Below are 13,828 nucleotides of genomic sequence, written 5' to 3'. Positions count from 1 at the left end.
TCGGCAATGACCGACATCACCACGGATCGCGTCATTATTGTCGGGGCCGGGATTGGCGCGCTTTATGCTGCGCTGAAACTGGCGCCGCGACCGGTGGTGATCATCTCGCCTGAACCTTTGGGCGAAGGTGCAAGTTCGGCATGGGCGCAGGGTGGCGTGGCGGCGGCGATGGACCTGGCCGACAGCCCGGAAAGCCACGCCGTTGATACCGTCAATGCCGGGGCAGGCACCGTCGAACCTGACGTTGCGGATTTGGTGACCCGAGAAGCGCGGGACTATATTCTGGACCTGACCACTTTGGGCACACCATTTGATCGCACCGAGGGTGGCGGGTATGTCCTGTCCCGAGAAGCCGCGCACAGTTTTGCCCGCGTCGTGCGGGTAAAGGGCGATCAGGCAGGCAGTGAAATCATGGCCGCCCTGATCGAACGAGTGCGCGAAACTCCGTCGGTGCAGGTGTTGGAAGGGGTCCTTGCCGTTGCGCTGGAAGTGACGGATGGGCGCGTGTTGGGCGTGGTTCTGCAGGATGCCTCGGAAAGCGGATCTGCGTCCGTGACGCTTCGTGCACCTGCCGTATTGTTGGCGGGCGGCGGTTCTGGCGGGCTTTATGCCCTGACGACCAATCCGGCCCGCATCCGGGGACAGGTCATCGGAATGGCCGCACGGGCGGGGGCGCTGATCGCCGATGCCGAATTCGTGCAGTTCCACCCCACCGCCATGGACGTGGGTGAAGACCCGGCCCCGCTGGCGACCGAGGCCTTGCGCGGAGAAGGGGCAATACTGATAAACAAGTACGGCGAGCGTTTCATGCAGGCCGTTCACCCTGATGCCGAGCTTGCCCCGCGCGACGTTGTGGCCCGGGCGATTTTTGCCGAGGTACAGGCCGGCAACTGCCCGATGCTGGACACCCGCAAGGCTTTGGGCGCGCAAATCAACGAACTTTTCCCGGCGGTTGCCGCATATTGCGCGCGCAACGGAATCGATCCGGTCCGGGACGCGATCCCGGTTGCTCCGGCAGCGCATTACCACATGGGCGGGATTGCCACAGGCACTGATGGCCGCGCGACGCTGGATCGGTTGTGGGTGTGCGGCGAGGCGTCTTCGACCGGCCTTCACGGCGCCAACCGGCTGGCCTCGAACGGTTTGCTCGAAGCGTTGGTGTTTGCACGCATCTGTGCCGAGGACATTGCGCGTTCGATTCCGGACACTTCCGCGTCGGAACCTGTGGCCCTTCAATTTGATCAAGCTGACATCCCCGATACGTCTGAAGCGGTCAGTATGTTGCGCACGACCATGTCGCGCGATGTTGGCGTGGTCCGGAACCGCGCCGGGTTATGCCGGGCATTGCGCAGGATTGCCACGCTCGAAGAGCAGCATGGCAAATGCCCGTCCTTCAGAAACATGTGTGCCACATCAACCTTGATCGCCGCGGCGGCATTGCAGCGCGAAGAAAGCCGCGGCGCGCATGAGCGATCCGACTTTCCGGAAACTGCCGATGGCCCCGGCAAACGATCCCGGATGTATCTTAGCGACGCGCTGCACATTCGCGCCGAAGCCTGCAAGGAAATATCATGAGTTTTGCGACCCTGCCCGATCTGATCCTCGAACCCGTCATCCGCGCGGCGTTGATGGAGGATCTGGGAGCATACGGTGACGTGACCACCCGCGCCGTGATCCCGCCGAACGCGACCTATACGGCCCGGCTGAATGCGCGTGAGGATGCCGTCGTTTCGGGCATGCAGGTGGCGACGATTGCGTTCCGGCTGGTCGACCCAACGCTTGAGGTTGAGGCGCATGTCAAGGATGGCCAGCCCTGTCGGCGCGGCGACACGCTGATGACCATCAAAGGTTCTGCCGCCTCGATCCTTTCGGGTGAGCGGGTCGCGCTGAATTTTGCCGGTCGTCTGACCGGTATTGCCACAAAAACTGCCAGCTTTGTTCAGCAGACAAAGGGCACGAATGCCCGCATGACCTGTACCCGCAAAACCACGCCCGGACTTCGCATTGTCGAAAAACAGGCCGTGCTGCATGGCGGCGGTTTCAATCATCGCTACTCTTTGTCCGACGCGATCCTGATCAAGGACAACCACATTGCCGCTGCCGGGGGTGTGCGTCAGGTTCTTGAGGCCGCCAAAGCGCAAGCCAGCCACATGATGGCCGTCGAGATCGAAGTCGATCGACTGGACCAGCTGGCGGAAGTGCTCGAGGTTGGCGGCGCGTCCGTCGTATTGCTGGACAACATGGATGACGAGATGCTGCGCGAAGCGGTTGCCATGGTGGACGGGCGGATGAAGACCGAAGCCAGCGGTAATGTGACGTTGGACCGGGTTGCATCAATTGCGGCGACCGGGGTCGATTACATCTCGTCCGGGGCGCTGACGCATTCCGCCCGAACCGTTGATCTTGGTCTTGATTTCTGAAAAGCGCGGCATTTCCGCTTGATTTGGGATCGTTTGCGCCAACACGGTTGCGCCTTCAGATTTTATCGATAATAAATCCTCGGCAACGCAAGCTGCAGGAAGTTTTATAGATAAAATGATCATCCCTCATTCCGGCTGGACCCGAAAGTCTGCGCAAGCTGTTCATGACCTCCCGTTGATGGACCTTCTGTTCCGGGCACAGACCGTGCACCGCGAGAACTTTGATCCGAACAAGATCCAGACCTCTAAGCTGTTGTCGATCAAAACCGGCGGGTGCGCCGAGGATTGCGCTTATTGCTCGCAATCGGCCCGCAACGGATCCACCCTGCCTGCATCGAAACTGATCGAGGTTCAGCGTGTACTGGCCGAGGCCAAAAAGGCCCGCGACGGTGGCGCGACCCGGTTCTGCATGGGGGCCGCCTGGCGCGAGCCCAAGCCGCGCGATATGCCTGCCCTGGTTGCCATGGTGGAAGGCGTCAAGGCGATGGGCATGGAAACCTGCATGACGCTGGGCATGCTGGATGACACCCAGGTCGTTCAGCTGCGCGATGCCGGGTTGGACTATTACAACCACAATATCGACACGTCCGAACGCTATTATTCCGAAGTGATCACAACCCGTACTTTCGCGGACCGGATCGACACGATGACCCGGGTGCAAGAAGCCGGGATCAAGGTCTGCTCGGGTGGTATTCTGGGGATGGGTGAACACACTGGCGACCGTATCGATATGTTGCTGACTTTGGCCAACATGACCCCGCCGCCGGATTCGGTGCCGATCAACATGCTGATGCCACAGGCGGATACCCCGCTGGCTGATGCGGAACCGGTTGATCCAATCGACTTTGTGCGGATCATCGCAACCGCTCGCATCCTGATGCCCAAAGCCTATGTTCGGTTGTCCGCCGGGCGCAGCGACATGAGCGACGAGATGCAGGCGATGTGCTTCTTCGCCGGAGCAAATTCCATCTTTGTCGGTGAAACTCTTTTGACGGCGGAAAACCCCGAAGAAGACACCGACTCGATCCTGTTTGCAAAACTGGGCCTTCAGGCCGAAACGGCTGAAGACCATAAACGCACGGAAGCCGCCGAATGAAAGCAGTCGAACGACTGGAATCCATGCTGGGTGCGCTGGAAGCCCGGCACCGCCGCCGGGTTTTGATCCCGGCGCGCGGGCTGGATTTTGCGTCCAACGACTATTTGGGCTTGGCCGGGTCAAGCCTGTTGCAAGAGGCCGCACAGGCCGCGCTGGCGCGCGGCGTGCCCGTGGGCTCGGGTGGCTCGCGGCTGCTGCGGGGAAATCACCCCGAGCATGAGGCGCTGGAACACGAAGCAGCTGCGTTCTTTGGGGCCGAGGCCGCATTGTTCATGGGCGGGGGGTTTCAGGCCAATCAGGCAATCTTTTCCACCCTGCCGGCTGCCGGGGATCTGGTTTTGTATGACGAACTGGTTCACGCCAGCGCCCATGAAGGGATGCGCGCCAGCCGAGCGGATCTGCGCGCTTTCCGTCACAACGACGCCGCGGATGCGCGCAACGTTCTGACCGAATGGCGATCCGCTGGTGGGCAGGGTCAGGTATGGATTGCCGTTGAAAGCGTCTATTCCATGGAGGGCGATCTGGCTCCGCTGGAAGATTTGTCATGTCTGGCGCGTGAAGCCCAAGCTGTTCTGATCGTGGATGAGGCGCACGCAACCGGCGTTTTCGGGGCAAATGGCAAAGGTCTGGCGCATGATCTGAACGCTGACCTTTTGACCCTGCACACCTGCGGCAAGGGGCTTGGAGTTTCCGGCGGGCTGATCTGTGGCCCGCGGGCGATGATCGATACCCTCATCAACCGCGCACGGCCCTTTATCTTTGCAACGGCGCCGTCCCCTCTGAATGCTGCGCTGGTACGGGCCGTCCTGCGTGAACTGGCCGGGAATGACGATTTGGTCACTGCTGCACTCAAACGTCTGCGCCATGCACATGATGCAGCCCGTGAAACTGGGTTGCCTGACGCGGCCTTGAACAGCCAGATCATTCCCGTCGTTCTTGGGGACGAGGCCCGCACGATGGCGATGGCACAGGCTTTGCAACATCAGGGGTTTGACATTCGCGGCATTCGCCCGCCTACCGTTCCGAAAGGCACATCCCGTCTACGCGTCTCGATCACCGGGAATGTCAGTCCTGAGGACATTTCGGCCCTGTTTGCAACCATCTCCAGCCATCAGTCGGAGGCCGCATGAGCGCTCTGGTCATTGTCGGAACCGACACGGGCGTCGGAAAAACAGTTTTTTCGGCTGGCCTGACGGCGGCCCTGAACGCCACTTACTGGAAGCCGGTTCAATCGGGGCTCGAGGATGCAACGGACACGGAAACCGTCTGCACCTTGTCCGGCGTGGACGTGTTGCCCGAGGCGTATCGCCTGAACATGCCCGCCTCACCCCATCTTTCTGCCGAAGATATGGGTATAGAGATCGATCTGTCCCGGCTAGCGCTGCCGCAGGTTGAGGGGCCGCTGGTTGTGGAAGGGGCAGGGGGGCTGATGGTGCCTCTGAACCGCAAATCCTACTATCTGGATCTGATTGCCCAATGGCAGGCCCCGGTCGTTCTGGTCGCGCGCACGGCGTTGGGAACGATCAACCATACTACGTTGTCCCTGATGGCACTCCGAGGCGCTGGGTGCGAAGTGGTCGGCGTTGCCTTTGTCGGAGATCCGGAGCCCGACGTGGAACAAACCATCGTCGAAATGAGCAAGGTGCGACACCTCGGACGCCTGCCTTATCTTGGAGACCTGACGCAGCAAAGCTTGTCAGATGCCTTCTCGTCCATAGACGTGGCGACCATACGGAGGTTTCTGTGACCCCGCTGGAGTTTGACGCCAACCACCTTTGGCATCCCTATACCAACGTGGCCGATCCCGGCGCGATGCATCTCATCGACCGGGCCGAGGGCGTGTATCTCTATCGGGAGGACGGCGCAAAGATGATAGACGCCATGTCGTCATGGTGGTGCGCCATCCACGGCCACAAGCATCCCGAAATTACGTCCGCCATGCAGTCCCAGCTGGACAAGATGCCTCATGTGATGTTCGGAGGGCTGACGCACCATCCGGCCATTGATCTGGGGCGCAGGATGGTCGACATGTTGCCCGAAGGGCTGGACCGCATTTTCTATTGCGACAGTGGGTCTGTTTCGGTCGAAGTGTCGATGAAGATGGCGGTGCAGTATCAAATGGCCCATGGCCGCACCCGCAAATTCGAATTTGCGACAATTCGGGGCGGCTATCACGGTGACACGTGGAAAGCGATGAGCGTCTGTGACCCTGTGACGGGTATGCACGGGCTGTTCCGGGGGGCTTTGTCGATCCAGCACTTCCTGCCGCGTCCCCAGGTTCGGTTGGGGGATGACTGGCCCGAAGATAGCGCGTTGAACGGATTGGAGGCGCTGGAACGACTGTTGGCCGAAAAGGGCGATCACCTCGCGGCCCTGATCCTTGAACCCGTGGTTCAAGGCGCCGGGGGCATGTATTTCTATCATCCCCAATGGCTGCGCGCGGCACGCGCCATGTGCGATGCCCATGACGTGCTGATCATTTTTGACGAGATCGCAACCGGATTTGGCCGAACCGGCAAGCTGTTCGCCACCGATCATGCGGGCATAACCCCGGATATTATTTGTCTGGGTAAGGCATTGACCGGGGGGCATATATCGTTTGCTGCTACCGTGACCAGCAGGCAGGTGGCGTATGGCATTGGCAACAGTGAGGCCGGAGTGTTCATGCACGGCCCGACCTATATGGCCAACCCTCTGGCCTGTTCCGCAGGTTCGGCCAGCCTCAGACTTCTGGCCGAGGGGAACTGGCAACGCCAGGTGGCTGATATCGAACGCCAGATGCGGACCGAACTGGAGCCAGCGCGCAGTTTGCCGGGCGTTGCAGATGTCAGGGTTCTTGGCGCCATTGGCGTTATTGAAATGAAGGAAACGGTTGATCCTTCGGTCGCTCATCGGCTGGCCCCTGAAACCGGAGTGTGGCTGCGCCCCTTTGCGCGCAACATCTATTGTATGCCGCCTTACATTGTTTCACCTGATGAGCTCGGCCGGATCACCAGCGCGATGGTCGCTTTGGCCGGGGGGAAGCAATGAGACACCAGTGGCTGGCGCAATCGGATGACAGCAAGCTGACACTGGTCTTCGGGGGGTGGGCGCTGGGTTTTGCCCCGTTCCGCGGGCTGACCGGAGGCGGATCTGTTCTGCTGGTGGATGACTATACCCGGCTCGATGATCCCTTGCCCGATCTGGCCGGGTATGACCGAGTCGAAATGCTTGCGTTCTCTTTCGGCGTCGCATCCGCGGCCCATTGGTTGGCCAGCACAGGGTTTCGCCCTGACCGGCTGGTTGCCGTCAGCGGTACGTTGCATCCTGCCTGCGCAGGCCGGGGCATCGCGCCCGATATTGTCCGGGCCACGGCGGATCAGCTGTCTTCGGCAAGTTTCGTCAAGTTTTGCCGACGCGCCGGACTGTCTGCTGACATACCTGAACTGGACATCGAGCAGGCAAGAAAGGAACTTCACGCGGTAATCGAACGCGGCTCGGCGCCTGATCCCGGCTTTGATCGGGTTTGGATATCAGAGCGGGACCGGATCATTCCGTCCAATGCTCAAAGGATTGCCTGGGCCGCGACCCTGGATGTGGTCAAGGGCGTCGCTGCTCCGCATGTACCTTTCCAACCGGGGCAAAGCTGGGCGGAGTGGATGTCATGACCGCGCAATTGGCAGACAAGGTGCAGCGAAGCTTCAGCCGAAGCTTCCAGACTTACAACGATACAGCCAGCCAGCAGGCCTGGGTTGCCCGCAAGCTGGTTTCCGAGATGCGCCGGGTTGGCGCGCCGAACCGGTTTGATGTGGCGTTCGAGCTGGGATGCGGCACTGGCCATCTGACCCGGTTGCTGCGGCAGAACTTTGATCTTCCCGATCTTCACCTGAACGATATCGCGCCGCAGGCTCGGGCGACGGCAGATGCGGAAAATGCGGCTTTCGTTGACGGAGACGTCCGCCTGGTCGAATGGCCTGCAAAGCTGGATTTGGTCGCATCGGCCTCGATGATCCAATGGATGGAGGATCCGGCCGGTTTGCTGCAACAGGTTGCCGAGGCGCTTGAACCCGGAGGGTGGCTGGCGATTTCCGGGTTTGGTCCATTGCAATATCAAGAGCTTGCGCAAATCGGATCGACAGCCCGTGCACCGGGCCTATGCCTGCCTGACGCCCTTGCAACCGCCATAGATGGGCCGTTCAAGATTCTGACGGTTGGCCAAAGTGTTCGGCCATCCTATTTTGACACACCCAGAGATGTGCTGAAGCATTTGCGCAGTACAGGGGTAAATGGCCGGGCTCAGGGTGCATGGACCCGGTCCACCTTGGCCCGGTTCGAAGCTGACTACGTGCAAAAGTTCGGAGAAGACGGCAGGGTTCCTCTGACTTACCACCCGGTTTGGGTCATTGCCGAAAAGCGTTAGGCGCTTATTCGGCGACGACAAGGTCGATTTCATTTGCCGACAGCATCTGGCAGATGTCCTCGGGCGGGTTCACATCGGTAAAGAACAGATTGATCTTGTCGGCAGGTTCCAATGTGACCGGCGCGCGCTTTCCCAGCTTTTCGCCATCGGCCACGACAATGCGGACCTGTGCGTTTCGAATGGCGACGCGGGCCAGGTTTGCTTCTTGCAGGTCGTGCAGCATAAAGCCCGGGTCCGCATTGACCGCCCCGACTGAAAGAACGGCGAAACGGACGTTCAAACGTTTGATCAGGTCCTGAGCTTCAATACCAAATGCGCCCCCATCGTGCGACCGCAGCTCGCCACCAGCCATGAAGACCCGGTTGTTGTTTCTTGAAGCCAATGCCTGAGCAACAAAAACCGAGTTCGTCACGACAAAGAGGTCACTGTGGTTGCAAAGTGCCTGCGCCACATAAGCGGTAGTAGAGCCGATATCGAGGAAAACGGAGTCTCCGTCACTGATGACCTCGGCAACCGCCTTCGCCAGCTTCTCTTTCGCGTCAACCTTCTTGTCCAGGCGGCTTTGCAGCGACGGTTCCAGAATGTCTTCGAGAAGATGAACCCCGCCATGGACCTTGCGCACGATGCCGCGCTCTTCCAGATTGCGGACGTTTCGCCGAATGGTTTCCAGGCTGACCCCAAGTTCATTCGCCAGAACACTTACGCGGCACGAACCGCCCGCGCGAAAAAGGGCGCGCAGGATTTCTTCTTCTCGTTGGTTTGTGGTCGGCAGGTTCATGTTTCGCGCTCTGATGGCATCGTCATAAGGGACGTTAAGCCATACCACAATACCCACATAAAGCAACGTTTTACCAAAGAGAAGCCGTTAAAACTTGCCTCGAGCAGGAATTTATGTGGCTTTACGTGGTTTTTATTGACACAAAACCCCACGATGTGGTCGTCTATACTCAATACCACCGATTCATCAAAAAAAATCACGACAGGGAGAAGGTGTTATGAATTGTAAAATGGGAATTTCCGCGCTGGCCCTCATGGCCGCCGGAGCCGCAACAACTGCATGGGCTGTTGAGTCCACGGACCCAATCAAACTGACGCTGCACGACTGGTCGGGGCAGTTGATCAATACCAAGATCATGGGTTCGATCCTGGAAGAAGCCGGGTACAACGTTGAATATGTTCAGGCGGATTACATTGCTCAATTCGCCGGTCTGAAAACGGGTGACTTGCATCTGGCAATGGAAATCTGGGAAACCACCGGGCGCGAAGCGCTGGACGAGGCAACCGGCACCGGCAAGGTTGTCAATGTCGGCGAAACCGGCCTGATGGCGATCGAAGAATGGTGGTATCCCAGCTACATGAAGGAACGGTGCCCGGGATTGCCGAATTGGGAGGCGCTGAAAGACTGCGCCGAGGAATTCGCGACGGCGGAAACTGCTCCGAACGGGCGTTATGTCGGCGGCCCGGTGACCTGGGGTGGCTTCGATGACGAGCGTGTCGAAGCGCTTGAACTGGATTTCGAAGTCGTCCATGCGGGCACCGACGCGGCCCTGTTTGCAGAATTGGAATCCGCTTATCAAAGGCAGGATCCAATTGTTCTGTGGGTCTATGTCCCACATTGGGCGCCGGCGAAATACGAAGGCGAGTTTGTCGAGTTTCCGCCATTTACGCCAGAGTGTTACAGCGACCCTTCGGTTGGTGTGAACCCGAACATGGCCTATGATTGCGGCAAGCCGCGTGGCCCGATCTGGAAAGCAGCCTGGTCTGGCCTGCAAGAAAAATGGCCGGGCGCTTATGACATCATCGAAGCCTACAAAATCAACAATGATGAAATGAGCGCCATGGTTGGCAAGGCCGATCTGGACGGCGTGGAAATCGACAGCGTTGTTGCAGAGTGGATGGAGACCAACAAAGACCGCTGGTCTGGCTGGATCTCGAAGTAATCCACTGGCCAGAGCGGGCCTGCCGCTCTCTCGGACCGCTCTGGCCTTTTTCGCGAACGAACCGGACCACCCTGATGCCCCCCAAGACCAAACTGTCGTGCCGAAACGTCTGGAAGCTTTATGGCCCCAACGCAGATCGGTTGCTGCGGACAACCCCCGAACCTACGGCAGAAGAAATTCGCAAGGCAGGCGTGATCGGCGCAGTGCGCAACGCCAATATCGAGATCTCGGAAGGTGAGATTTTCGTCATCATGGGCCTGTCAGGGTCCGGCAAATCCACTCTGGTACGGTGCTTGTCCCGGTTGATCGAACCAACCGCCGGAGAAGTTCTGTTCGACGATGCTGACCTCTTGCGCGCCAGCGAGAATGAGCTGATCGAAATCCGGCGTCATAAGATGGGCATGGTGTTCCAGCATTTCGCGTTGCTGCCGCATCTGACCGTTTTGCAGAATGTGATGTTTCCGTTGACGATTCAGGCCACGCCCAGACCCGAAGCCGAGGCCAAGGCCCGCGAGGTGGTGGAACTGGTCGGTTTGAAGGGGCGCGAGGATTATTACCCGCGTGAGCTGTCCGGCGGCCAGCAACAGCGCGTCGGCATTGCCCGTTCCTTGGTGACCGAGCCTGATCTATGGTTTCTGGACGAGCCGTTCTCGGCCCTCGATCCGCTGATCCGGCGCGAGATGCAGGATGAATTCCTGCGGTTGCAGGAGCGGTTACACAAGACCATCGTTTTCATCACCCATGATTTCGAAGAGGCCGTTCGCCTGGCCGACCGCATCGCCATCATGAAGGACGGAGAGGTGATCCAGATCGCCACGCCGGAAGAGCTGGTGATGCACCCGGTCACCGACTATGTGGCTGAATTCACGAAACATATTCCCCGTTCAAAGGTCCTGACCGTCGGCGGTGTCATGACCTGCGGCGCTGTGGGCGAGGGCGATCCGATCTCTCAATCCACGCGCATCTCGGACGTGGCGGAACGGATTATCGCGGCAGATGCGCCGATCCCCGTCGTGGATGCAGAGGGCCAGCCCGTCGGAGCGATTGACCGCAAGGCCGTTGCGCATGTGCTGTTCGGCGGCGGAGACATGGCATGATCCGCCTGACCCGCAGCCAGATGGCCATTCTGCTGCTTGTTCTGGTCACCATCGTGCTTGGCTATTTCGGTCGTGATTTGAGCAAGGCGCTGGATGCGCGCTGGTTGACCAAGTTCCCTTCGGCCTGGGTGATCCCGTTCAAAACCTACATTTCCTCGGCGATGACATGGCTGATCGAGGATGCCGCCATCGGGCCAGTGTCCTTCACCGATGTCACCCGCGCCATCGCGTGGTTGATCGAGCAGCCCTATAATCTGGTATTGGCTCTGCTGGCCGACGGCTTTGTCAGCGGTCAGGGAAATGACGCGCAGGTCATCCTGCCTGCGATCAGCTGGATCGTGGTCATCACCGCCGTTGTCGCCTTGGGGCAATACTGCCGTGACTGGGGATTGGCCGCTCTGGTCGGGGCCTGCTTCGTCTATCTTGCAGTTTTCGGACAATGGGACAGCGCCATGGTGACGCTGGCCTCGGTCCTGATCGCGGTGCCGATTGGCGCGGGCGGAGGGTTGCTGTTGGGCATTCTCGCCTATCGCCATCCGCTTTTTGAAAAGATCATCTCACCAATCCTGGACCTGATGCAGACAATCCCGATATTTGCCTATCTGGTGCCGATCCTGTTCATGTTTGGCTTTGGCCCGATCTCTGCCTTGGTCGCGACGATCATCTATGCGACCCCGCCGATGGTGCGGATCACAACGCTGGCGCTGAAAGGTGTGGATCCTGAGATTCTGGATTTCGGACGCATGGCGGGCACGACCCGGCGGCAGTTGATGTGGCGCGTGCTGGTGCCCTCGGCCAGCCACAGCCTGATGGTGGGCGTCAATCAGGTGATCATGCTGACCCTGAACATGGTCATCATCGCCTCGATGATCGGAGCTGGGGGGCTGGGCTTTGACGTCCTCGCCGCGCTGCGCCGTCTGGACATTGGGGCAGGGTTCGAAGCCGGCATCGCCATCGTGGTTCTGGCCATCGCCGTCGACCGTCTGAGCCAGGCCTTTGCCGAACGGATGGGGCAGGTGCATCATGAGGTCCCCGGCTCGTGGATCGCGCGTCATCGCCGGACGGTTCTGGTTGTGGTCCTGATGCTGCTGACCTGGGTGCTGGGACAGTTCTCGCCTCTGTTGTTGGAATATCCTGAAAGCCAGACCATCACCACCGGCGCGTTCTGGGACAACACGGTCGAATACCTGAACGTAAATTATTTCGACACGTTCGAGGCCATCAAGGTTTTCTTCCTGACCTGGTTTATGATCCCGATCAAAACGGTTCTGCTGGGCATCCCGTGGCCATGGGTCATTGCAATGCTGACCCTGTTGGGCTGGCACGCGGGCGGCTGGCGTCTGGCACTGTTGTGCGGAGGAATGGCCTCTCTGATCCTTGTGTCGGGCCTGTGGTCCAAGGCGATGGTGACGGTCTATCTGTGCGGCGCATCTGTCACTCTGGCGACGCTGATCGGGGTGCCTCTGGGTGTTCTGGCGGCACTGAACAAACGCGCTGGGACGGCCATCAACCTGCTGATCGACACGCTACAAACCCTGCCCAGCTTTGTTTACCTGATCCCTGTCGTCATGCTGTTCCGGGTTGGCGATTTCACCGCCCTGATTGCCATCGTTCTATATGCGCTGGCCCCGGCGGTCCGTTATGCCGCCCATGGCGTGCGCTCGGTCAGTGAGGAACTGATTGAAGCCGGTTTGGTTTCCGGCTGCACCCGTACGCAATTGCTGCGCCATATCCGCCTGCCGATGGCGTTGCCTGAAATCCTGCTGGGCGTCAATCAGACGATCATGCTGGCGCTGTCGATGCTGGTGATCACCGCCCTCGTCGGCACCCGCGATCTGGGGCAGGAGGTCTATATCGCCCTGACCAAGGCCGATACCGGCCGCGGTCTGGTGGCCGGCCTGTCGATTGCCTTCATCGCCATCATCGCCGATCGGTTGATCAATGCCAGTGCCCGTCAGGCCCGCATCCGCTTTGGACTGGAGAGTTGATATGAGCCATCCCGACCTGATGACCCGCATCCGCGCTCTGCCGATCTGGCAGGGAGAGATCGAGGCCGCTCCGTTGACCGGTGGCATAACCAATGTGAACTACAAGGTCACGGATGGCAGCGGGTCTTATGTGGTGCGTGTAGGCGACGACATCCCCCTGCATCAGGTGATGCGGTTCAATGAGCTGGCCGCCAGCAAAGCCGCCCATGCGGCGGGTTTGTCGCCTGCCGTGCTGCATTCCTCGGGCGATCTGACTGTGCTGGAATTCATCGAAAGCCGCACCTTGACGGAAGAAGATGTTCGCCATCCGAACATGCTGCCCCGTGTTCTGGAATTGGTGAAAGCCTGTCATGTCGAAGTGCCGAAACACCTGCGTGGGCCATCGCTGGTATTCTGGGTGTTCCACGTCATCCGGGACTATGCCGCAACGCTGACCGAGAATGGCAGCGCCCATGTAAAGCTGATCCCCGATCTGATCGACGCAGGCACGCACCTGGAACATGAGGCAGGGCCGTATGACATCGTGTTCGGACATAACGACCTGCTCTGCGGCAATTTTCTGGATGATGGCACCCGCTTGTGGCTGATCGATTTCGACTATGCCGGGTTCAACTCGCCGTTGTTTGATCTGGGCGGACTGGCCTCGAATAACGGGCTTTCCCCCGAACAGGAAGACTGGATGCTGGCAACCTATTTCCAGACCCCCGTCACCGACGACCTGCGCCACCGCTATACGGCGATGAAATGCGCCTCGCTGCTGCGGGAAACCATGTGGAGCATGGTGTCCGAGATCACCTCGGATATCGACTTTGATTACGCAGCCTACACAGCTGAAAACCTGGCGCGGTTCCGCGCAGCCCTTACCGATTTCAAAAATACCTGAGGACA

At 59.5% G+C, this 13,828-nt stretch carries 13 protein-coding genes; 12 read left to right on the top strand and 1 reads right to left on the bottom strand.

The features are described 5' to 3' along the window. Positions 1 to 6 precede the first annotated feature (6 nt). The 8 genes from ACR3E6_RS16645 to ACR3E6_RS16610 all read left to right on the top strand — a co-directional run bounded on the left by ACR3E6_RS16645 (position 7) and on the right by ACR3E6_RS16610 (position 7,915). Positions 7 to 1,575, top strand: coding sequence for an L-aspartate oxidase (locus ACR3E6_RS16645; RefSeq protein ID WP_480488230.1), 1,569 nt, complete (start codon positions 7 to 9; stop codon positions 1,573 to 1,575). Continuing rightward, positions 1,572 to 2,420, top strand: coding sequence for a carboxylating nicotinate-nucleotide diphosphorylase (gene nadC, locus ACR3E6_RS16640; protein WP_171723804.1), 849 nt, complete (start codon positions 1,572 to 1,574; stop codon positions 2,418 to 2,420). Before ACR3E6_RS16645 ends, nadC begins: the two co-directional genes overlap by 4 nt. A 115-nt stretch (positions 2,421 to 2,535) precedes the next feature. Further along, positions 2,536 to 3,516 carry a biotin synthase BioB gene (gene bioB / locus ACR3E6_RS16635; RefSeq protein ID WP_171636182.1) on the top strand — a complete coding sequence of 327 codons (981 nt, stop codon included), beginning with the start codon at positions 2,536 to 2,538 and terminating at the stop codon, positions 3,514 to 3,516. Continuing rightward, positions 3,513 to 4,646, top strand: a complete 1,134-nt coding sequence (locus ACR3E6_RS16630; RefSeq protein WP_480488228.1) for an 8-amino-7-oxononanoate synthase — start codon at positions 3,513 to 3,515, stop codon at positions 4,644 to 4,646. Before bioB ends, ACR3E6_RS16630 begins: the two co-directional genes overlap by 4 nt. Continuing rightward, on the top strand, positions 4,643 to 5,263 hold the full coding sequence (gene bioD, locus ACR3E6_RS16625; RefSeq protein WP_171636178.1) for a dethiobiotin synthase: 621 nt from the start codon (positions 4,643 to 4,645) through the stop codon (positions 5,261 to 5,263). Before ACR3E6_RS16630 ends, bioD begins: the two co-directional genes overlap by 4 nt. Next, a complete protein-coding gene (bioA, locus tag ACR3E6_RS16620; protein ID WP_171723801.1) occupies positions 5,260 to 6,546 on the top strand; it encodes an adenosylmethionine--8-amino-7-oxononanoate transaminase in 1,287 nt (428 codons plus the stop codon). The genes bioD and bioA overlap by 4 nt, the downstream gene beginning before the upstream one ends. Then, complete coding sequence (locus tag ACR3E6_RS16615; protein ID WP_480488226.1) at positions 6,543 to 7,163, top strand: pimeloyl-ACP methyl esterase BioG family protein; 621 nt, start codon at positions 6,543 to 6,545, stop codon at positions 7,161 to 7,163. The genes bioA and ACR3E6_RS16615 overlap by 4 nt, the downstream gene beginning before the upstream one ends. Further along, positions 7,160 to 7,915 carry a methyltransferase gene (locus ACR3E6_RS16610; RefSeq protein ID WP_171636172.1) on the top strand — a complete coding sequence of 252 codons (756 nt, stop codon included), beginning with the start codon at positions 7,160 to 7,162 and terminating at the stop codon, positions 7,913 to 7,915. The genes ACR3E6_RS16615 and ACR3E6_RS16610 overlap by 4 nt, the downstream gene beginning before the upstream one ends. 4 nt (positions 7,916 to 7,919) lie before the next feature. On the opposite strand, the gene ACR3E6_RS16605 is transcribed toward ACR3E6_RS16610, so the two are convergent. Then, positions 7,920 to 8,693, bottom strand: a complete 774-nt coding sequence (locus ACR3E6_RS16605) for a DeoR/GlpR family DNA-binding transcription regulator (RefSeq protein ID WP_171723799.1) — start codon at positions 8,691 to 8,693, stop codon at positions 7,920 to 7,922. 217 nt (positions 8,694 to 8,910) lie between these two features. Here ACR3E6_RS16605 and ACR3E6_RS16600 point away from each other — a divergent pair, with 217 nt between their 5' ends. From ACR3E6_RS16600 to ACR3E6_RS16585, 4 genes are all read left to right on the top strand, one after another. After that, entirely contained in the window at positions 8,911 to 9,855 is a 945-nt protein-coding gene (locus ACR3E6_RS16600) for an ABC transporter substrate-binding protein (protein ID WP_171364311.1), read from the top strand. A gap of 74 nt (positions 9,856 to 9,929) precedes the next feature. Beyond that, complete coding sequence (locus tag ACR3E6_RS16595) at positions 9,930 to 10,952, top strand: quaternary amine ABC transporter ATP-binding protein (protein ID WP_480488224.1); 1,023 nt, start codon at positions 9,930 to 9,932, stop codon at positions 10,950 to 10,952. Further along, positions 10,949 to 12,940 (top strand): ABC transporter permease, encoded by a 1,992-nt coding sequence (locus ACR3E6_RS16590; protein ID WP_171723797.1) that lies wholly within the window; start codon positions 10,949 to 10,951, stop codon positions 12,938 to 12,940. Before ACR3E6_RS16595 ends, ACR3E6_RS16590 begins: the two co-directional genes overlap by 4 nt. A 1-nt stretch (position 12,941) precedes the next feature. After that, a complete protein-coding gene (locus tag ACR3E6_RS16585; protein WP_480488222.1) occupies positions 12,942 to 13,823 on the top strand; it encodes a phosphotransferase in 882 nt (293 codons plus the stop codon). Positions 13,824 to 13,828: the final 5 nt, after the last annotated feature.

This window comes from Ruegeria sp. AL3, from assembly GCF_056536065.1.
Note: the sequence above shows the minus strand (reverse complement) of the source record. Positions and strands in the feature narration are given on the sequence as shown.